This is a genomic window from Paenibacillus sp. Y301, assembly GCF_059445505.1.
In genome coordinates, this window is sequence record NZ_JCAIUL010000013.1 from 23,143 (window position 1) to 43,660 (window position 20,518).

Annotated in this window: 20 protein-coding genes and 1 pseudogene; 19 read left to right on the forward strand and 2 right to left on the reverse strand. The window is 38.6% G+C overall.

Features of this window, described 5'->3' with window-relative positions; all coding sequences use genetic code 11:
* Window positions 1-111 precede the first annotated feature (111 nt).
* The 13 genes from AC1D69_RS19445 to AC1D69_RS19505 all read left to right on the forward strand — a co-directional run bounded on the left by AC1D69_RS19445 (window position 112) and on the right by AC1D69_RS19505 (window position 11,400).
* Complete coding sequence (locus tag AC1D69_RS19445; RefSeq protein ID WP_495457802.1) at window positions 112-999, forward strand: carbohydrate ABC transporter permease; 888 nt, start codon at window positions 112-114, stop codon at window positions 997-999.
* A gap of 300 nt (window positions 1,000-1,299) precedes the next feature.
* Entirely contained in the window at window positions 1,300-1,857 is a 558-nt protein-coding gene (locus AC1D69_RS19450) for a carbohydrate ABC transporter permease (protein WP_495457860.1), read from the forward strand.
* 31 nt (window positions 1,858-1,888) lie between these two features.
* The gene (locus AC1D69_RS19455) at window positions 1,889-4,207 is read left to right on the forward strand and encodes an FAD-dependent oxidoreductase (protein ID WP_495457803.1); all 2,319 of its coding nucleotides are present in this window, start codon (window positions 1,889-1,891) and stop codon (window positions 4,205-4,207) included.
* A gap of 239 nt (window positions 4,208-4,446) precedes the next feature.
* Window positions 4,447-4,644 carry a hypothetical protein gene (locus tag AC1D69_RS19460; RefSeq protein WP_495457804.1) on the forward strand — a complete coding sequence of 66 codons (198 nt, stop codon included), beginning with the start codon at window positions 4,447-4,449 and terminating at the stop codon, window positions 4,642-4,644.
* A gap of 288 nt (window positions 4,645-4,932) precedes the next feature.
* Entirely contained in the window at window positions 4,933-5,226 is a 294-nt protein-coding gene (locus AC1D69_RS19465; RefSeq protein ID WP_495457805.1) for a hypothetical protein, read from the forward strand.
* 91 nt (window positions 5,227-5,317) lie between these two features.
* Window positions 5,318-5,833, forward strand: coding sequence for a ClbS/DfsB family four-helix bundle protein (locus AC1D69_RS19470; protein ID WP_495457806.1), 516 nt, complete (start codon window positions 5,318-5,320; stop codon window positions 5,831-5,833).
* 34 nt (window positions 5,834-5,867) lie between these two features.
* Window positions 5,868-6,500, forward strand: coding sequence for a zinc dependent phospholipase C family protein (locus AC1D69_RS19475; protein ID WP_495457807.1), 633 nt, complete (start codon window positions 5,868-5,870; stop codon window positions 6,498-6,500).
* A gap of 96 nt (window positions 6,501-6,596) precedes the next feature.
* A complete protein-coding gene (locus AC1D69_RS19480) occupies window positions 6,597-7,088 on the forward strand; it encodes a DUF4362 domain-containing protein (protein ID WP_495457808.1) in 492 nt (163 codons plus the stop codon).
* A 37-nt stretch (window positions 7,089-7,125) separates the two neighbouring features.
* Window positions 7,126-7,629 (forward strand): GNAT family N-acetyltransferase, encoded by a 504-nt coding sequence (locus AC1D69_RS19485; RefSeq protein WP_495457809.1) that lies wholly within the window; start codon window positions 7,126-7,128, stop codon window positions 7,627-7,629.
* A gap of 42 nt (window positions 7,630-7,671) precedes the next feature.
* A complete protein-coding gene (locus AC1D69_RS19490; RefSeq protein WP_495457810.1) occupies window positions 7,672-8,301 on the forward strand; it encodes a hypothetical protein in 630 nt (209 codons plus the stop codon).
* Between the two features lie 50 nt (window positions 8,302-8,351).
* Window positions 8,352-9,128 (forward strand): Cof-type HAD-IIB family hydrolase, encoded by a 777-nt coding sequence (locus AC1D69_RS19495; RefSeq protein WP_495457811.1) that lies wholly within the window; start codon window positions 8,352-8,354, stop codon window positions 9,126-9,128.
* Between the two features lie 126 nt (window positions 9,129-9,254).
* Complete coding sequence (locus AC1D69_RS19500) at window positions 9,255-9,824, forward strand: hypothetical protein (RefSeq protein WP_495457812.1); 570 nt, start codon at window positions 9,255-9,257, stop codon at window positions 9,822-9,824.
* Between the two features lie 202 nt (window positions 9,825-10,026).
* On the forward strand, window positions 10,027-11,400 hold the full coding sequence (locus AC1D69_RS19505; RefSeq protein WP_495457813.1) for an amino acid permease: 1,374 nt from the start codon (window positions 10,027-10,029) through the stop codon (window positions 11,398-11,400).
* 87 nt (window positions 11,401-11,487) lie between these two features.
* Here the strand turns inward: AC1D69_RS19505 and asnA are convergent, their stop codons facing one another.
* On the reverse strand, window positions 11,488-12,498 hold the full coding sequence (gene asnA, locus AC1D69_RS19510) for an aspartate--ammonia ligase (protein WP_495457814.1): 1,011 nt from the start codon (window positions 12,496-12,498) through the stop codon (window positions 11,488-11,490).
* 97 nt (window positions 12,499-12,595) lie between these two features.
* Window positions 12,596-13,228: a LysE family transporter gene (locus AC1D69_RS19515; RefSeq protein ID WP_495457815.1), complete on the reverse strand. Its 633-nt coding sequence runs from the start codon at window positions 13,226-13,228 to the stop codon at window positions 12,596-12,598.
* A gap of 275 nt (window positions 13,229-13,503) precedes the next feature.
* On the opposite strand from AC1D69_RS19515, the gene AC1D69_RS19520 reads away from it, so the two are divergent.
* The 6 genes and pseudogenes from AC1D69_RS19520 to AC1D69_RS19545 all read left to right on the forward strand — a co-directional run bounded on the left by AC1D69_RS19520 (window position 13,504) and on the right by AC1D69_RS19545 (window position 20,501).
* Complete coding sequence (locus tag AC1D69_RS19520) at window positions 13,504-14,019, forward strand: HAD hydrolase-like protein (RefSeq protein WP_495457816.1); 516 nt, start codon at window positions 13,504-13,506, stop codon at window positions 14,017-14,019.
* 438 nt (window positions 14,020-14,457) lie between these two features.
* Complete coding sequence (locus tag AC1D69_RS19525) at window positions 14,458-15,855, forward strand: ABC transporter substrate-binding protein (protein WP_495457817.1); 1,398 nt, start codon at window positions 14,458-14,460, stop codon at window positions 15,853-15,855.
* Between the two features lie 182 nt (window positions 15,856-16,037).
* A complete protein-coding gene (locus AC1D69_RS19530) occupies window positions 16,038-16,880 on the forward strand; it encodes a carbohydrate ABC transporter permease (protein WP_495457818.1) in 843 nt (280 codons plus the stop codon).
* Window positions 16,880-17,719: a carbohydrate ABC transporter permease gene (locus AC1D69_RS19535; RefSeq protein ID WP_495457819.1), complete on the forward strand. Its 840-nt coding sequence runs from the start codon at window positions 16,880-16,882 to the stop codon at window positions 17,717-17,719. The genes AC1D69_RS19530 and AC1D69_RS19535 overlap by 1 nt, the downstream gene beginning before the upstream one ends.
* 341 nt (window positions 17,720-18,060) lie before the next feature.
* Window positions 18,061-19,101, forward strand: a complete 1,041-nt coding sequence (locus AC1D69_RS19540; protein WP_495457820.1) for a LacI family DNA-binding transcriptional regulator — start codon at window positions 18,061-18,063, stop codon at window positions 19,099-19,101.
* 293 nt (window positions 19,102-19,394) lie between these two features.
* Window positions 19,395-20,501 (forward strand): annotated as a pseudogene (locus tag AC1D69_RS19545) (RNA-guided endonuclease InsQ/TnpB family protein).
* The last annotated feature ends 17 nt before the right edge of the window (window positions 20,502-20,518 follow it).

The following is a 20,518-nucleotide window of genomic DNA, read 5'->3' on the forward strand; positions in this document are numbered from 1 at the left end:
GTTATAGTCACGCAGAAGAAGGGTTCAAAGAATATCACGGTATTTGCATAGTTTATGACATTCTGAGGAGGAGGAAGCCTCGCTATAATACAGGTAGAAGGAGTTGAGTGTATGAGAGGAAAAACGAGGGAGAATATCGCCGGCTATTTATTTATTCTTCCGAACCTGCTGGGGTTTGCGGCCTTCATACTGTTCCCGATGGCATTTAGTTTTGTGCTGATGTTCACAGACTGGAACTATCTCAAAGGGCTGGGTGGTCTAAGTTTTTCTGGTCTTGATAATATAATCAAGCTAGGGGGTGATCCAATCGTCTGGAAAGCCCTGCTGCATAATGTGATTTTTTCCTTGAGCAGCGTTCCATTGGCTTTGGTGATTGGTCTGCTACTAGCCGTTATATTGAATAGGCTTGTATATATGAAGACGTTGATCCGTACTATGATTTTCCTGCCTTATATGAGTAGCATTATAGCGATATCCGTAGTCTGGCGGGTCCTATATAATCCTTCTCAAGGTCCAATTAATTCGGTGCTCAAGGCGCTGGGCGTGGATAACCCCCCAGGATGGCTGGCAAGCCCGGATTGGGCATTAGCGGGCGTAATCATTATGACAGTATGGACTTACATCGGCTATGCGATGATTCTGTACATGGCCGGTATTCAGGGGATCTCAAAGGATTTATATGAGGCCTCAGCTATCGATGGAGCCAACGCATTCAAAAAATTTCTGCATATCACCTTGCCCATGCTAAAGACGACAACTTTTTTGACTGCGGTTACACTGATTATTTCATCCTTTCAGGTATTCGCGTCCGTGCAGGTCATGACTAACGGCGGCCCCATGCGTTCCTCCAGTGTGCTGGCGCTCTATATTTATGAACAAGCTTTTGAACTACGAAATATGAGCTACGGGGCAACCGTTTCCTGGCTACTGTTTCTCTTTATATTCATTGTCACTCTGGTGCAATGGCGCTCGCAGCGCAAATGGCAGGACCAATTCTAGGGAGGAAGGGTGAAGCTAGTGTATAAACGCCATACTTATAGATTGGTCGCAAAAATATTCATCACAGCTGTATTCCTCCTGATTGGAATCCTGATGCTGCTTCCCTTTATCTGGATGCTGTCCGCATCCTTCAAGAATACTTCGGAGCTGTTCCGCTATCCGATCGAGTGGATTCCCGATACGCTAAATACTGGCAACTATAAGAGGGTATGGAATGGTGCTGTTTCTTTTGGCGTGTATTACTGGAACTCGATCAAAATCACTTTTTTTCAGGTGTTGGGTTCCCTGATTACCAGTTCGATGGCAGGTTATGCTTTCGCAAAACTGCGCTTCCGCGGCAAGGAGACCATCTTTCTCTTGTATCTGGCTACCATGATCATTCCAGCACAGGTCTTCTTTGTTCCGCGGTTTATTTTATTTGACAGTCTGGGACTGGTGAATACGCATCTGGCTATAATTCTTCCTGGGATGTTCACTGTGCTAGGCACCTTTATTATGCGGCAGTTCTTCAGTACGTTACCGGGCGAATTACTGGAAGCGGCTAAGGTGGATGGTGTCGGTCATTGGAGAATGTTCTGGCAAATTTGTCTTCCGCTAACGAAGCCGGCATTGGTCACGCTTCTCATTCTTACGTTCACTTGGCACTGGAATGAATATGAGAATCCGCTGATCCTGCTGCGGGACCGTAAATTGTTCACGATTCCGCTGGGGCTGACTACGTTTACGGATGAGAACGGTACTGATTATCCTCTGATAATGGCTGCTTCCGTGTCGGCTCTGGCTCCGCTGGTACTCGTTGTTAGCATCTTTCAGCGCTGGTTCGTTGAGGGAATTGCCAGTTCGGGACTTAAAGGCTAAATATATGAAACTACAGAAGGGAGAATTATAAATGATGATTCATAAAAATGAGCATTATCAATTTGTTGTCGTTGGCGGAGGAATGGCTGGGTTTTGTGCGGCTATCGCCGCAGCACGCCACGGGGCGCGCACCTGTTTGATTCAGGACAGACCGGTATTCGGTGGCAATAGCTCCTCGGAGATCCGGGTGACGCTACACGGGGCAGCTGCTTTTCATACGTATGCTAGGGAGACAGGGATTATCTCCGAGCTATTTGTTGAAGAGCGGGCCCGCAATCACGAGGAGATTACCGAGAATGGTTGGACGAACAGTGTCTGGGATATGACGATGTACGATATGGCGCAAAGCACGCCGAACTTGACCTTCCATTTGAATACTTCTGTCCATGAGGTTGTGATGAAGGACGACCAGACGATTCAATCGATTATGGCTCGTATAGCCAATGCGGAGACAACTATTGAAATTTCAGCGGATTTGTTCATTGATTGCACAGGAGACGGTGTCATTGCCGATCTTGCAGGATGCGAGTGGAGAATGGGCTCCGAAGGGCGCGCCGAATTCAATGAGCCGCATGCGCCAGAGATGGCTAGTGGAGACACAATGGGTAATTCCATTCATTTCAAGGCCAAGGATATGGGGCGCCCCATTCCGTTTGTTGCTCCGGAATGGGCCACCAAATACGAAGATGCAGCCTATTTCTACGAACAGGGACGTAAACCGTACGATATCCGTAGCGGATACTGGTGGATCGAGATTGGGGTGCCGTGGCATACCATTACAGATTCCGAAGACATCCGGCATGAGCTGACCAAACATACGCTGGGCATCTGGGATTGGATCAAGAACCGGGACCCTAAGACGAAGGAGTTGGCCGCCAACTATGCGCTGGACTGGATCGGACAGGTGCCGGGTAAGCGAGAAAGCCGGAGGATCATGGGAGAATATTTCATGACCGAGCATGATCCCGTCAACCGAAAGGTGTTCGAAGACGAAGTCGCTTATGGCGGCTGGTTTCTAGACCTGCATACACCAGGCGGACTGCTGGCCATGACTAGTGAGCATTCCAGCTCCGAAAACTACAGCGAGACTACTGAATATGCAATCAAAAGCTACTGTGGTCCCTACGGCATCCCTTTTCGAATCATGCTTGCAAAAGATGTGGATAACCTGATGATGGCTGGTCGTAATGTCAGTGTGACGCATGCCGCGCTTGGTACGGTGCGGGTCATGGCAACCGGCGCGCTGATGGGCCAGGCGGCCGGGACGGCTGCAGCGATCGCCCTGAAGAAAGGTATCGCAATTAAGCAGGTTACGACAGAAGCGATGCCGGAATTACAGCAGACCCTGCTGAGGGATGGTTGCTTCCTACCGAATGCTGTGAATGTGGATGCGGCTGATCTAGCTAGGGATGCGACAGTCACTGTCAGTAGTGAGGTGGCAGTCTACGGTGCAGGGCCGGAGAGTAAGGATCATCTGCCGAAACTGGCAGAATGGAATGACTGTAAGGATTGGAGTGAGCAGGATGAGATACTGCACAGAAGACGCGGCCAATGGATTGCCGTCTCCTCCCCGCAGATCGACTGCTTATCTGTCTGCTTGAGTAACATGACAGATGAATCGCAGACGGTAGATGCAGTGCTGCTCAAGGTGGATCATATCTGGGACTACCGCTCTGAGCCACAAGACGGAGAGCTGGCCAGCTGTACGCTAACCGTTCCTCCGGGAGGAAGGCACTGGATCGAATGGGCCAGCCCTGCAGGTGCCGGGCAAGGATTGCAGCCGGGTTCTTATGTCAGGCTGGATCTAACAGCCAATCCGAACGTAATCTGGCATGCCGCGGGCACGATTATTCCCGGACATATCAGCGCCTTCGAGATGGGTGAGGGCAGAATGCGGCGTTACGAGAAGGGAATGACCATGAGCTATATCATCTCCCCGCCGCAAAAGGCTTTTGGCGGCAATAACATCATAAGTGGGGTTACCCGGCCTTACCGGTCAACCAATCTATGGCGCTCCGATCCGATGCAGCCCCTGCCGCAGTGGGTTGAACTGTCCTGGGATACTAAGCAGAGAGTGGGGACAGTGGAAATTACTTTTGCCGGGCATCTGTTTCGCGAATATCATGCATATGGTCCGTTATATCGAGATCCACAATGTGTTAAGGATTACAGAATTCAGGCATGGATCGATTGCGAGTGGAAGGATGTAGTTCATGTCGTGGACAATTACCGCCGGCATGTACGCCATACATTTCTGGAGACGATTGTTGCAGAGAAGTTGCGTGTGCTCATTGAAGCAACAAACGGTGATCCTTCTGCGGCAGTTTATGAAGTGCGTTGTTATGAATAATAGAGATATGGTCTTACTGGCCTCCATCTCCTAGCCGCTTCATTTGGAATTTCAGAATTGTAGCTTCCTCAACTATTCAACTAGCTAATCCCATGATGTAGCAGACCGCACTGAGGGAGAGATCCCTGCAGTGTTGTCTGTTTTTTGTTGCAAAGAGGATGGAGATATCAAAGAAAAGAAGGAATCAAAGCTAAGAGCAAAGAAGGTTTATGGTCATAAGACTAGAAAGAGGAATAATAATGAGTCCATTTTTAACATATCTGATCAATGAAATAACGGCTAATATAACTGAGGTTCAGGCAATAATTCTTAGAGGCTCACATCTTAATGAAAATACAGTGGATTTCTGGTCAGATTTGGATGTGTTAGTAGTCTTAGAACCATTAGTACACATAGATGAAGAGGTGTTTATTCAAACAATAAATAAATCTGGATAAATTATCGGAAGTGAATTGTATATCAATCCGGAATCAATATTGTATAGAACCGCTATCGAACATAACCAATCAATAGAACTTCTAGACGTATCTATATGTACTTACAATGAATGGTTACTGGTTGAAGCATCAAGTAATATTTCATTAGTTGTATATGGACATATCGAGTTATGTGAACCGGTTAGAGATCATGAGACTAGATTTTCTTTTAACTCCTATGAACCTATAATTGGTGAAATATAGTATAAATATGTTATTACTATTAAGAAATTTGCTCGAAGAGATCATTTGATCGGTCTACATTTACTCCTTGAACTTGTTAGGGAGTATTTAGTAATAGAGATGATCGAGAGGGACATTCAACATAACACGAATATACATAGACATGGATTTAATGAAGAATTACCTGATTATATTAAGTTATCTCATTTAAATGATTCAAATATAGAAGTCATATTAAACTATATTGAGAGACTAGCATTTGAGTATGATAAAAAGTTACAGCATCATGTATCGGGATATTTGAGTCAATTTGATCGAATTGCTAAATATATAGAAGAATCTCGTCAACAAATCAAGTAACGTTTTTTGAATGTCCCAATTGCAAAAGAGTCTACACATCAGACGATTTATAAGAGACATTAAATGAATTGGAGGGTCAGGGGGTATGAGGATGCCTAGTCATGACTATGAATCTAAACTTGCATTGAAAAATGCCATCCATAACGGCTATCTATCTCTAGATAATGAATTTGATGGGATTCAAGAATATCAAAAGGATATCCGTATTCAAGAGGTAGATCGGACACCCGCAGAAATCATCGCTTACCAACTTGGTTGGATGAATCTTGTTATGGGGTGGGATAGGGATGAGAAAATGGGTAAAACCGTCATTACGCCTACTCCGGACTATAAATGGAATCAACTTGGTGGATTGTATCAATACTTTTATCATACATACTCGCATTATTCTTTAGAGGAATTAAGATATGTATTCAAAGAAACAGAACAACAATGGCAGGATTGGATTGATTCATTGAATGAAGAGGAACTTTTTACGCAAGGTGTTCGGCATTGGACAGGTTCCAATCCGAAATGGGCTATGGTCAAATGGATTCACATTAATTCAGTAGCGCCTTTCAAGAGTTTTCGTTCTAAGATTCGTAAATGGAAGAAACTGCAGTTGTAGAACTAAAATAAAGAAATAGAACGGAGTGATTTTAATGCCTTGGCCAATGGTCCATTTCTTGGTTGCAAGTGGATTGTTATCCAAACCATCTTCTGAGTTTTTACTGGGAAGCATTGCTCCCGATTCAATTCATGTAAGGACTAACGAGAGAATAGAGAAAGCAAAAACACATTTAATGCGTGAGGAAGGCAAGTTCCCAACAGATGAAGATCTTAAGGAGTTTTTTGAACACAACAAATATTTGGCATTTAATGATTTGAGGTTTATGCAATATTTATGCGGGTACATCGCCCATGTCTATGCTGATCGAGTATGGACATTTGATATTTATCCAGCGTATGAATTACATCCCAATAGTCGGAGGATTTATACGCAGGATGTAACAAAGTTTGAATTCTTGATATATCGTAATAAGCCGGAGACTAGAGAACTAGTAAGTAGGCTTGAAGCAGGCAAGGCGTTTGAGTTAGGTGGATTGTTTGAACAAGAGGTTTACTATTATAGAGAAGAGAAGATACGTTTCATCAATAACGGTGAGAATGAACCTATTAGTGAGCCAAGTATCTTAACAATGAATAAGTTAGAAGAATTTATTAATACAACTGTGTTAGGGTTACGAAAAATTTTTATAGAGTGGGATGTACTCAATAAGCTTGAAGAAAGCTAGTGAATTCAGCTAACATCGTAGTCAGGTACTGATTGGACGTCCTTAGGGAATTAGCATAGAAGCATAAGAGTATCTCGTAGAGAGGGGAGACTTAAATTGAGGAAGTGTTTAGTATTTACGACATTGTTGATCTTATTATCTTCATGTAGTTCAGAAGCAAAGAATGATTCATTACACGCGGATATGTCTTCTAGTGAGGCTAAACAGCAAGGATATGTTGTGTCAGGCCCATCAGGCCAAGCGAATATAGATAAAATTGAAACGTTCTATGAAGATTATCAGAACAAGAAAAGTAATAGTAATAGTATCACACTTGCTCGGTATACGGATGAAGGTGACCCCATTTATATAGACCTTGAGTCCGATGGAGATAAGATTTCATATTCCTACGATAACACCTGGGATGAATTTGGAGGGCAAAATAAAGGAGTACGAAAAACAAGTTGTACAATCATGGGTCAACGACTCGATCCACAAGAAGACCGTATTGGAACGGAATATTACCTAACTTCTTGTAGCGATGATATAGGATATAGTGATATAGAGAAAGAAGAGTATTATTTACTATTCATAAACGGTGGGAAGTAATAGTTAAGAAATCTAAATGAAATAAGGGAGAATCAATATGACGACATATCATTATCTACCAATGAATGAACAATATGCTTCAGCGATTTGTAAATGGATGTACCCGGAACCTTATAATCTATACGATATGGGTGATAGTAGCGAGAGTATTGATGATCTGTTGAATGGTGATTACTTTTATGCATTAGATAGCCAGGATATGTTAGTTGGCTACATCTGTAGCGGGAACTCTTCTCGGGTACCTGGTGGATATCCAATAGGTATATATGATAACAATAAATACTTGGATTTCGGGGTTGGCTTGAGGCCGGATTATACGGGTAAGGGTAATGGGCTAGAATTCTTGTCTCAAGGTATCGAGTATCTAATGAAAGAGTCTAATGTTCATAATATTCAATTGGTTGTAGCCGCTTTTAATGAGAGAGCAATAAAAGTATATGAGCGTGCGGGCTTTGTTCAAGGATGTAGTTTTAAGAGTAAGGTGGATGACGAAGAGGTTGACTTTATTGTGATGCGTTGTTCCTTGCATAAAACAATATAACAGTTTAGTAGCTCTCACGAATATAACGAAGGAGAAATGAAGATGAGTGAGTTTACATCAGGATGTTTAACATTAGTGAAATATAAAGAATGGCTTACGAAACTTTCCCCAACGTATATGACAGAACTTAATGATGAATGGTTAGTCTTTATCACTAAAGATACTTTTGTTGATGAGGATATTCCAGATAGTTTATATGAAATTTCAAACCAGTTTCCAGTAATGTACTTCTATAATTTTGAAGATCATTGTTGGGGGTATAGTATCGTTAGCAACTCTCAAGAGTTAGCAAATGTCCATGTGTCATATGAGTTAGAATACACTATGCTCATGAGTCTTGCAGAAGAAAGGTATCCGGAAGAAGACCCTAATGAATTTTTATATGATGACGTTAATGGCAGCAAGATTAGAGAGAATCTAGAAGAAGAAATTCAAAATTCTAAAGAATATAAAGAGTTAATTAATCAGCAATTTTTGAACTGCAATGTAGATAGTTTTAAACTTTTTGGTATAAGTGATGAACAATTAAACGAATTAGCGGGGATGTTGACTAGTGACTATTTGATGCAACTTGAGTCTGATCATCAACTAGTGGAAGAATTTAAAGAGATATTACATATTCAAGAAATGAGTTGGATCCGTTCAGATAGGATTGATGAACTGGAAGATTAGTCTACCCAGCTGGAAATCCGTGCCGGACTAAAAGGAGAGTTTACAAATATATGTATAAGGTTGTATTTTTCGATGTTGATGGGACCCTATTAAGTGAGATTGATAGAACTATGCTACCAAGCACGAAAGAAGCCATTGCAAGATTGATAGAGAAAGATATAAAAGTGGTTGTCGCGACAGGAAGGCCGTTCAATATGTGTGACGAGTTTAAGGTGTTGGGAATTGATACTTTTATCTCTGCAAATGGTGCTCTTGTTAAATGTAAGGAGGAAACGATATATAAGTCAGTGCTAACGACAGAAACGGTTCTAGATGTCTCGACATTCGCCGAATTGAACGGTCACGGTATTTCCTATTTCACGGAACGATATGCTATGAATGGGATAGGTACTGGCAATCAGCGAATTAGGAGTGCATTAATGGAGACTTTGATGCTTGCGGATTATCCCGAAAAAATAAGCTCACTTTCAGAAGAAATATATGGTATGTGCTTGTATGCAGACGATAACGAAGCTCAAAAATTCGTAGATCAATTTCCTTCGCTCCGTTTCAAACGTTGGCACGACTACATTATGAATGTGTATGATCACACGGAAGCCTCTAAATCATTGGCGATTAGACATGTGTTGAATCATTTTAACATTTCTAGATCAGAAGCCATTGCTTTTGGTGACGGTGGAAATGACATCGATATGTTGGAGTATGTAGGATTGGGAATTGCCATGGGGAATGGTGAACAACAGCTACAACGTAGTGCGGACTTTGTTACCAAAAAAGCAAGTGAAGGTGGCATTTACTATGCATTAGAAAAATTTGGTGTTATTTAGGAAATGCCAGCATTTACACCTGATTTAAATCCACTGAAAGAAACAATTATAGGACTGACCTTGAAAGATTTTGGAATATATAGATTTGAGAATGCATGAATTAGATAACACAGGGAGCTGCTTACTATGTTCGGACTTTTTAAAAAGAAGGCTGATTCTTTGGATCACCAACTTGCGAAGTTAGCGGAATTTGGCATAACTTTTAATGAAGGGATAGAGCCTGCTATATTTCTTGAAGAAGTTTCTAGAGATTTTTTTGAGGAAGACCCCTATCTATCATTATTGATCTGTATGGGTGGCGAAATCTCTAAGGGTGATACATTTGTCGATGCTTCAGATCATATCTGGTATTTCGATACTGAGTGTATTGAAGATCATGGTGTGTATTCAGAAGTGATTGAAAGACTAAAGAAAATGACAGAACTCGATATTCGTAATATTAAAGATTGCGTAGATATAGAGAATGGAGTAGTGTGGGTATCCTTTACATATGATAACCAACAGGTTAAATGGGATTTGCAAATGGATTATGATTGGTTAGATGTTGGAATTTTTGAAAAGTTCAATGATCTCATTAAGAATAAATCTTCTAAGCGATTAGTTGTGACATCCATAGACCAATCTTGTCTAATTATTTATTCAACAGAAGAACAACTGAGGGGAATCAATAGTTTAGTGAAGAACAAACTCGGGTAGAACAGATCTGAGTTAATGAACGTTTAGATAATTAGTTTAGTTGTGGAAGCCGATATCATACATAATAATTGTAAAATACGATTATGACTTGATATAAAGGACGGATCTAATGAATTCTTATTCTGGGAAGTTCCAATTTTTTCCTTCATAATTTAGTAATGTGTTAACAATACTAACCTTTATGAAGGGGGGATCTCGGGAAATGAAAGAAGCAGATTGCAGTTCAGCTAGTAATAGTAACAACTCTAATAAGGCTAAGGCAGAACAAGGAGACATGAAGTGGTGGCAACTGTCATTAATCGGTGTCGGTTGCACGATAGGAACGGGTTATTTCCTTGGATCAACAATTGGTATAAAAACAACGGGACCATCGATTGTCTTTTCATTTATTTTAGCAGCTTTAGGAACGTATATCGTCTATAATCTACTCGCCAAAATGACTGCTTTAGATCCGCAGGAAGGCTCCTTTTGTTATTATGCTAACAAAGCATTTGGACGTTGGGCTGGGTTTAGCTGTGGTTGGAATTATTGGTTCTCAAATATTCTAATTATGGGTAGTCAGTTGACTGCGCTTTCGATATTATCACAATTTTGGTTACCAAAAATTCCACTTTGGATATTTGCGGCAAGTTACGCCATTATAGCAATCATTGTCGTGTTATTTGGAACAAAAGGGTTCGATCGAGTCGAGAATATACTTGCCGTGATTAAGACAGCTGCAATTGTTATGTTCATTGTTTTAGCGGTATGTGCTGTGTTCGGTTGGTTCGGTCTAAAAGGAGCGGAGCCCCCATCATTTCCTAATACCTATAGCGAACTATTTCCCAAGGGTCTGAAAGGGTTTTGGACATCGCTTATTTATGCCTTTTATGCGTTTGGAGGCATTGAAGTCATTGGTCTGATGGCGATGCAGCTCAAAAAGAAAGAAGATGCACCGAAAGCAGGGACAGTGATGCTTCTTGTCCTAACCGTCATTTATGTCATATCTATGGGATTAGCTGTAACCATGGCTTCACTGGAGGCATTTACTGAAAAAGAAAGTCCGTTTGTTACCGCGATGGATAGTTTTCATTTGGGATTTTTTCCACATGTATTCAACGGGGCCATTATTCTGGCTGGGTTTTCAACAATGACTGCTTCATTATTTGGAGTGACGAATCTTTTAGTTACCATTGCAAAGGACGGAAATGCGCCTAAACTTTTTTCCAAAAAAATGAAGTTCAAGAAATTACCTTTATTTTCTTTACTTCTCGCTACAATTGGCTTAATAGCATCTATAGTCACAGCATTGTTATTGCCCGGTAAGATCTACGAATATATTACGACATCGGCTGGTATATTACTATTGTATAACTGGGCTTTCATTATCTTGTCTTCTTTCAAAATTTTGAAAGAAAAATGGTGGAGTAAAGTTCTTGCATATGTAGGACTTTTGCTAATGGCGGTAGCTGTTAGTGGAACATTGCTTGAAAAGCATATTCGACCTGGGTTCTATGTAAGTTTGTTATTGATTGCGCTAATTGCAATAGCTGCAATTATTATGAAGAAAAAGGTCTGGAATAAAGAAGGCGTATAGTATTGCGTTTTAAATTATTCTATGCAAAAAGGTGTAGTAAACCGTTCGCTGTTTACTACACCTGATGAAAAGATGCAGGGATACCCTTTATAGCAGCTCTATATTTCCTTCTTTACAATCTTTAAGGATTTGCTCATTCCATACCGATACCTGTACCTCACCGATATGTGCCTTTTTCAGCAAAAACATACATAATCTAGATTGCCCAATACCACCGCCAATGGTAAAAGGTAAACGTTCATCAAGTACAGACTGATGGTATTCAAGTGACTTCCTATGTTCAGTGCCAGAAAGTTCTAGTTGTTCTGACAGACTACGCTTATCGACTCTAATTCCCATAGAGGATACTTCGAACGCGCGGTCAAGAACGGGGTACCATAATACGATATCGCCATTTAAACTCCAATCGTCATAATCAGGAGATCTGCCGTCATGGGGTTCTCCCGAGTTCAACTTGCCACCAATTTGCATGACAAACACAGCACCATATTGCTTAGCGATCTGGTCTTCTCTTTGTGAAGGGGAAAGATCAGGATACAAATATTCGAGTTCTTGAGTAGTAATGAATTGAATTTGTTCTGGAAGTATAGGTTCTAACTCCGGGAAACTCTGATGTAAGTTCGCTTCTGTAGATTTAATGGTCTTATAAATTTTAAGAACTTCCGTTTTCAAAGTTAGCAAGTTACGCTGTTCATGTAAAATAATCTTCTCCCAATCCCATTGATCTACATAGATCGAATGGACATTGTCTTGCTCTTCATCTCTTCTGAGAGCCTTCATATCCGTATATAAACCTTCCCCGAGCTTAAATCCATATCTAGATAACGCCGTACGCTTCCACTTCGCTAGTGACTGCACAATTTCAAGTTGAACATTATTTAGATGTAAGGCCTCGAAGGTGACCATTCTCTCTATACCATTCAAATTATCGTTAATACCAGTTCCGTTTTTCAAGATAAGGGGTGCAGACACTTTCATTAGATTGAGTGATTTGCTAAGTTCATGTTCGAAGTGATCTTTCACTATTTTAAGGGCTTTCTCTGTTTGCATTGAATTCAGTTTTGATTCGTAACTCTTGGGAATAACTACGGTTGGCATATTATATTCGTCCTCCAATTAAATAGGGAAAAGTAGGCCATAGCCTCGATATTTTGTACCCTGTATCTTATGAAGGATAGATAAAATGGTTACCAATCTAAAAGAAAAGCGATTTTATTCCTAGATAACCAAAATATATCCCAAACCCAAGAAGCGATATCCCAGATATGATAGAAATCACTTTAAGAATATGATCATTGAGAAATTTTCGAAATACGGTTGTTAGCGATGCAATAAATATATCCCACAAACTTAAACCAATAAATATCATACAACTATAAATTAATAGCGAACTAGTACCATTTACTTGGGCTGTTTTTGCTAGTATTGAACCATAGATCCCCAACCAGAAGAGAATGGATAATGGACTTGTAATAGACATGATGAAACCAGTCAGAAAACAACTGATTAAAGAGTCCTTTTTCCTGTTATAAGAAAGTGTGACGGAGTTAATACCCATGATACTTTCAACTCCCGAATAAATAAGTACAAAACCACCAAACAACCAAAGGAAAATTTGAACGAATGGAATATCTAAAAAATGAACCATCCCCATATATACCAGTAACATAAAGATAGCATCCGCTATCATAGATCCTGCACCTACAACCCAAGCGTGCCAAAAACCGTTTTTGATTCCTTTATCTAAACGGACAGAATTTACGGGGCCAATGGGTGCTGCTAACGTTAATCCTAGAATGATATAACCAAATAAAATATTTACACTCACTGATAATACCTCCTAAATGCAGTTAACTTGTACCATTCTATGTTAAAAGCTTCATGTTAAGACTCATAGAAAAACAATAAGTGCTATTTTAGGAGCGTTTACAATTTAGAAGTTATTTTTTAGATTTCGGCATTCAAGCAAGGAATCTGAGAATTTTATGTCGAATAAGAAGAATAGGTTAGATCTGTATATATTTAGTGTGGAATGATTATTGGTAGAGTATAGTAGAAAAGTATCAATTTATTATTCAGATCGAATATGAAAGAGGGTATCACTTGAGAAAGCATATCGTATTCGACTTCGACGGAACACTTGTAGATTCTATGGGAATTATCGTAAAGGTATATAATGAGTTAGCAGAACAGTATAAATTTAAGACGTTGGATCAAAAAGAGTATCAAATGATTATGAAGCTTCCATTAGATGAGAAAATTAAAGCTCTTGGTGTTCCGATGTCCAGAGTGCTATTAATTAGAAAGTTTTCAAAGGACTTTAAAAATAAATATAAATCATATTTACCTACACTTCATTTTTTTGATGGAATTCTTGATGTTCTTGGTCAGCTCAAGAAAAGGGGATATGTGATCTCGATTATTACTTCCAATACAGAGTCTAATATTAGAGATTATTTGAAAAATAAAGACATCAATGTATTCGAATATATTAAATCTTCCAAAGGCTTATTTGGCAAAGACGAAAGCTCTTGGGGGATTGATATAAGTGAGGTGTTATTGGCTGAGCAACCCCATTATTTCATTGAAGATCCAATAGAAATATTTGACATCGTGTAACGATAACCAATCCTAAGAAGAAGAGAAAGTCTTAATTGATGCGTTACATATGAGATGGGCTATTCTATTGAAATCGATGGATGAAACTCAATTTAATAGACAATTTCATCACCCGGAATCTAAACAAATGACCAGATTAAATTACAAGCTAGGGATCTATGTGTGGCACGGAAATCATCATACCGCCCATATAAAAATGGTAAGAGACGTTTGAAAAATTAACGAATTGGGTAATCTTATAGGTTTGGATATTTATTGAAGAAAAACTATTGCAAAAATACAGGTCAATATGCTACTATTGACCCAAGCACTGGAAACGTTACCGAGAACGGTTCCAATACAGTTTAGGGAAGCGTTGTCAAAACCTACTGAGAATAGATGGTAACGGTTTCAATACGATGGCCTTTGAAACAAATTTAAAGAAAAGAAGGGGAAAAAATGAAGAACAAATTTAAAAAAATGTTAGGACTCTTGCTAGTGTCTTCTATGGTTATCGGTTTAGCGACTGCATGTGGTAACAAGAACGAAAAAAATGCAGAAGTGAAAGAAGATTCGACCAAGACTGCAACAAGTAAAGGTGGAGAAATCTACTTCTTAAACTTCAAACCTGAAATTGCTGAAACATACAAGAAAATAGCTGCAGATTACGAAGCAGAAACAGGCGTGAAAGTCAAAGTTGTAACTGCTGCTGCAGGAACTTATGAAACAAAATTAAAATCTGAAATTGCAAAATCTGATGCTCCTACCATCTTCCAAATGAATGGACCTGTTGGTTATGAAGCTTGGAAAGATTATGCACTAGATTTGAAGGATACGAAATTGTACAGCTACTTGACTGATCCAACACTAGCAGTTACTAGTGGAGAAGGCGTGTACGGTATCCCTTACGTTGTAGAAGGTTATGGAATTATCTACAATGACGCTATCATGAAGAAGTACTTTGCATTAGCTGACAAAGCTGTTTCTATCTCATCTACAGCTGAAATTAACAACTACGCTACACTAAAAGCTGTGGTTGAAGATATGACTGCTAAGAAAGATCAATTAGGCGTTAAAGGTGTATTCGCTTCCACTTCTCTAGGTGCTGGTGAACAATGGAGATGGCAGACACATCTAGCAAACATCCCATTATACTATGAATTCAAAGACAACACAAACTTTGATAACACAATATTAGCGGGTCTGGATTCTAAAGAAATTTCATTCAAATACGGAGATAACTTCAAAAATGTCTTCGATCTTTACATCAATAACTCTGTAACAAAAGGTGCGTTATTAGGAAGTAAAACAGTAACAGATTCAATGGCTGAATTTGCTCTTGGTCAAGTTGCAATGGTTCAAAATGGTAACTGGGCATGGGGACAAATTAGTGATGTAGATGGAAACGTAGTTAAAGCAGAAGATATCAAGTTTATGCCTATCTACTCTGGTATTGCTGGTGAAGAGAAACAAGGGTTAGCTATTGGTACAGAAAACTATTTTGCAATCAATAGTAAAGTATCTGCTGACAAGCAAAAAGACTCAATCGCTTTCTTAGAGTGGTTGTTCTCTAGTGATAAAGGTAAAGCTTATGTAACAAACGACCTAGGTTTTATAGCACCATTCAACACATTTAAAGACAACGAAAAACCAGCAGATCCACTAGCAAAAGAAGTATTAGCATGGATGGAAAAAGATGGGATATCATCATTAGCATGGACGTTTGCAGCATTCCCGAATGAAGAATTCAAAAACAAATTTGGTGATGCATTGTTGGAATATGCTCAAGGCAAAAAGACTTGGGATGAAGTTTCAACAATAGTTAAAGATTCATGGAAAGCTGAAAAAGCAAAATAATATAAGTACAATTACGACGGATTGCGCAGTCCAAGCTTAATTGACCTAAACAATCCGTCGTAAGTTTAATTGGATGATGGAATCATATTTATGCCACTGCGTACTGACGGTACACAGTGGCTAAATATTATGGATAGAGAGAGAAGAGAAACTTTAATACTGAGTAGTAAGGAGAAGACGACATGGAAAAAGCGATAAAAAAATATTTTGCTCTTTTCGCATTGCCGACATTGCTGGCTTTCGCTATAGCATTTGTAATTCCATTTCTTATGGGAATATATTTGTCTTTCACAGAATTCACAACAGTAACAGATGCAAAATGGGTTGGATTAAGTAACTATATTAAGGCCTTTTCAAACAAAGAATTTCTAGATGCATTGTGGTTTACGGTTAAATTTACGATTTTATCAGTGCTTACCATAAATGTGTTCGCATTTATTATTGCAATGTTATTAACAAGAGGGAAAAAAGGTACAAATTTATTTAGAACTATCTTTTTCATGCCTAACCTAATTGGCGGGATTGTACTAGGATATATTTGGCAATTAATACTTAATGGTGTTTTGTATTACTTCGATGTTACTCTTACGTACGATGCTAAGTATGGTTTCTGGGGTTTGATCATACTAATGAATTGGCAATTAATAGGTTACATGATGATTATCTATATCGCAGGTATTCAGAATGTTCCTAAAGATATAGTTGAAGCTGCAAAAATCGATGGAGCGAGTCGCTTCAACATTCTACGAAATGTGACCATTCCGTTGGTTATGCCAGCAATTACGATTTGTTTGTTTTTGACATTGTCAAATTCATTCAAGCTATTTGACCAAAATTTAGCTTTAACTGCTGGTGCACCATCGAAACAGACTACGATGTTAGCATTAGATATCTTCAACACTTTCTATAGTACAACCGGTTGGGAAGGCGTAGGACAGGCAAAAGCAGTTGTATTCTTTGTTCTAGTCGCTTTGATCGCATTAATTCAACTTGTTCTTACTAGAAGAAAGGAGGTTGAGAATTAATGGAAACTCAAACTTCGAAGTTTAAGGATAGTATCGTTTATATCATATTAGTATTATTAGCTGTTTCATTTCTAGCTCCTATATTTATCGTTCTAATGAACTCATTTAAAGGGAAATTTTACATTAGTGACACACCATTTTTATTCCCTAACAGTACAACGTTTTCTGGGCTTGATAACTATATCGGTGGGATAAGCAAGACCGATTTTCTCAGTGCCTTCGGAATGTCATTGTTCATTACAGTATTTTCTGTAGCAGTTATTGTTCTATTTACTTCAATGACTGCATGGTATATTACAAGAGTTAAGGGTAAATTCACGAATGCATTATATTATGTGTTTGTATTCTCAATGATCGTACCTTTCCAAATGGTCATGTTCACAATGTCTAAGGTTGCTGATATCATACATCTTAATAATCCAATCGGGCTTATATTGATCTATCTAGGATTTGGATCTGGATTATCTGTCTTCTTATTTAGTGGATTTGTTAAATCGATACCGCTCGAGGTAGAAGAAGCAGTAATGATGGACGGATGTAATCCAGTTCAAGCCTTCTTCAATATCGTATTGCCTATTCTTAAACCGACTGCAATTACGGTTGCAATTCTAAATGTAATGTGGGTATGGAATGACTATTTGTTACCTGATTTAATTATCGGTACGGAGTATAAAACAATTCCTATTGCTATACAATATCTAAAAGGTGGATATGGTTCTATAGATATGGGAGCTATGATGGCGATGCTAGTATTAGCTATTGTACCTATCGTAATTTTCTACCTATCTTGTCAAAAGTATATTATCGAAGGTGTAGTAGCAGGAGCAGTCAAAGGATAATAAATTTTAGATGAGTGGGTATTCTATTCAAAGAGTAGGGTTCCGTTCTTGGTGTGTTTAATATCCGAGAATAACCTACTCTTTTTTTTAACTTCATGGTCCTTAATACTGGTATTTATATGAATTTAATTTCATCTTTGTATATGTGATAACATGCAAATAATCTTGTTTGATTGTCTTATACAACTTTAATTGCTATATTTATGATATTAAGAACCTGGATATGTAGTTCTATTTAAAGTATAGCGGGACTGTGCCATAGAGATAATAATGCATGGTTAGAGAAAGAGAATTTACAAGGGATTTCATGGGTGAAACTACAGTGTAAGGGAAGAACCTAAATGGAAAGAATTACAATTATTGATATTGCAAAAATGTGTGGGGTTGGCGTAACCACAGTCTCTAGAGCGATCAACAATCATCCAGATATTAATGAAGAAACAAAGATGATGATTATGCATGTAATTAAAGAAAATCATTATGTTCCTAATAATAGCGCGAGAAATTTAAAGCGTGCTGCTTCGAAAACGATAGCGGTATTAATTAAGGGGATTACGAATCCTTTCTTTAATCACATGATTAAAGTATTTGAGGAAGAAATAAAGAGAAAAAAGTACTCCTTTTTTCTACAGCGTGTAGATGAGAATCAGGATGAAATTGATGTTGCTATAGAACTTGAAAAGGAAAAGCGACTAAAAGGAATTGTGTTTCTAGGAGGATATTTCTCACACTCTAAAGAAAAACTGACACAATTAACGGTACCGTTTGTACTTAGTACAATAGGAATGACTACGGAGTTTGAACCTAATGATTACTCTTCTGTATCCGTGGATGACTTTAAAGAAAGTTATAAATTAGTTGATTATTTATGTAATCTAGGGCATACCCAAATCGCAATCATTACTGCATCTATGGAAGATGTAAGTATCGGGAAATTACGATATGAAGGATATAAAAAAGCTTTAGAGGATCATGGTTTGGCATATAATACGAATTTGGTACGGTTTATGAAGGAAGACATTGAGAGTTACACGATGGAAAATGGGTATGCTGTAACTAAAGAATTATTAGAATCAAAGGAAGAGTTTACAGCTATTTATGCTATCTCGGATAGTCTGGCTGTTGGTGCATGCAAAGCTATATTTGAAGCTGGAAAGAGTGTACCAGATGATTATTCAGTAGCTGGTTTTGATGGACTTGATATATCATTTTACTATAATCCTTCCATTACAACGATGAGACAACCGGTAGAGGAAATTGCCGAAGAAACGATAAAACTCCTTTTTGATCTGATCCATAAGAAAATAACTCACGCACATAAAATATTCCCGGCCGAATTAATTATAAGAGATTCTACTAGACCTCCTGATTATATAAAATAGTAAAAAATAAAAGCCTTACTACATCTAAAATGTAATAAGGCTTTTAAAATTGTTTGGAAACGTATGTTAACAGCTATTATCCTTCAAATATACGATCCACAATCTTGTTAATATGTATTCTTTTTCATCTCTTCACAGTGGAGACATGCGACTTTAGTCGTGTGAGGAAACTGTGTCGCTGAAAGCGAATTGTACTTATCCTGAATAATAACATACTCCACACCTTTCTTCTGATTCTCACTACTCACTTCACTAAATATATAATATAACATTTAGTGAAGGGGGTGAGCATGATGAAAACCACCATTACAGCAAAGATAAAGATTAACCCTACAGAGGTTCAAATATCGTTGAAACAATGTCTGTGTATAAGAAAGGATGTAATTTTGTTTCAGAAATGGTATTTGACACTAAGAATCTCAATCAAGCTTCTTTGCATAAGGTTACATATGAGACCCTTCGTACTCAATATGGATTGCGTTCGCAAATGGCACAATCTGTATTGAAAACTGTAATTGCTAGATACAAGACCAACAAGAGTAGTGGTCATGAGTGGACACTTGTCACTTTCAAGAAGCCTGAATATGATCTCGTTTGGAATAGAGATTATTCTCTATCCAAAGATAATTTTTCTTTGAATACACTTGAAGGAAGAGTAAAAGTTCCCTATGAAGCAAAAGGTATGGAACAATACTTCGATACTGAGTGGTCTTTCGGAACAGCTAAACTCGTTAGCAAGTATGGGAAATGGTTTTTGCATATTCCTATGACCAAACAAGTAGAAGATGTTTCGGATAAAGATATCGAACAAGTTGTTGGCGTTGACTTAGGTATAAACTTTGTCGCTACAACTTACGATTCTCAAGATAATACTTTGTTTTTCGATGGAAGACGAATTAAACATAAACGTGCAAAATACAAACATCTCAGAAAACAACTGCAACAACTCGGAACTGCCTCCTCACGCAGAAAGATAAAACGAATTGGACAACGAGAATCCCGTTGGATGACTGATGTAAATCATCAGATCAGTAAGGCACTCGTCGATCATTATGGAGCAAATACGTTATTTGTTATGGAAGACTTATCAGGTATTCGAAATGCAACTGAAAAAGTTAGAGTTCAAGATCGTTATGTGTTCGTATCATTGGTCTTTCTTTCAGTTCCGTCAAATGCTTGAATATAAAGCTGTTATGTCTGGCTCGAAAGTTATTGCAGTTGATCCAAAATACACTTCGCAGACATGTCCAAAATGTGGTCATACAGAGAAGGCAAATCGAGACAAGAAGAATCATGTTTTTTGTTGCAAAACGTGCCAATACACATCTAATGATGATCGTGTAGGAGCAATGAATCTTCAACGAAAGGGAATTGAGTACATCGTTGAAGTAACTACATAAGCATGTCTTTTGTAGTT

Coding starts and splice junctions, on each gene's coding strand:
- AC1D69_RS19525 (WP_495457817.1), top strand. CDS start 14,458: ATGAAGAACAAATTTAAAAAAATGTTAGGACTCTTGCTAGTGTCTTCT.
- AC1D69_RS19470 (WP_495457806.1), top strand. CDS start 5,318: ATGCCTAGTCATGACTATGAATCTAAACTTGCATTGAAAAATGCCATC.
- AC1D69_RS19490 (WP_495457810.1), top strand. CDS start 7,672: ATGAGTGAGTTTACATCAGGATGTTTAACATTAGTGAAATATAAAGAA.
- AC1D69_RS19485 (WP_495457809.1), top strand. CDS start 7,126: ATGACGACATATCATTATCTACCAATGAATGAACAATATGCTTCAGCG.
- AC1D69_RS19535 (WP_495457819.1), top strand. CDS start 16,880: ATGGAAACTCAAACTTCGAAGTTTAAGGATAGTATCGTTTATATCATA.
- AC1D69_RS19460 (WP_495457804.1), top strand. CDS start 4,447: ATGAGTCCATTTTTAACATATCTGATCAATGAAATAACGGCTAATATA.
- asnA (WP_495457814.1), bottom strand. CDS start 12,498: ATGCCAACCGTAGTTATTCCCAAGAGTTACGAATCAAAACTGAATTCA.
- AC1D69_RS19455 (WP_495457803.1), top strand. CDS start 1,889: ATGATGATTCATAAAAATGAGCATTATCAATTTGTTGTCGTTGGCGGA.
- AC1D69_RS19475 (WP_495457807.1), top strand. CDS start 5,868: ATGCCTTGGCCAATGGTCCATTTCTTGGTTGCAAGTGGATTGTTATCC.
- AC1D69_RS19495 (WP_495457811.1), top strand. CDS start 8,352: ATGTATAAGGTTGTATTTTTCGATGTTGATGGGACCCTATTAAGTGAG.
- AC1D69_RS19540 (WP_495457820.1), top strand. CDS start 18,061: ATGGAAAGAATTACAATTATTGATATTGCAAAAATGTGTGGGGTTGGC.
- AC1D69_RS19505 (WP_495457813.1), top strand. CDS start 10,027: ATGAAAGAAGCAGATTGCAGTTCAGCTAGTAATAGTAACAACTCTAAT.
- AC1D69_RS19500 (WP_495457812.1), top strand. CDS start 9,255: ATGTTCGGACTTTTTAAAAAGAAGGCTGATTCTTTGGATCACCAACTT.
- AC1D69_RS19445 (WP_495457802.1), top strand. CDS start 112: ATGAGAGGAAAAACGAGGGAGAATATCGCCGGCTATTTATTTATTCTT.
- AC1D69_RS19450 (WP_495457860.1), top strand. CDS start 1,300: ATGGCAGGTTATGCTTTCGCAAAACTGCGCTTCCGCGGCAAGGAGACC.
- AC1D69_RS19530 (WP_495457818.1), top strand. CDS start 16,038: ATGGAAAAAGCGATAAAAAAATATTTTGCTCTTTTCGCATTGCCGACA.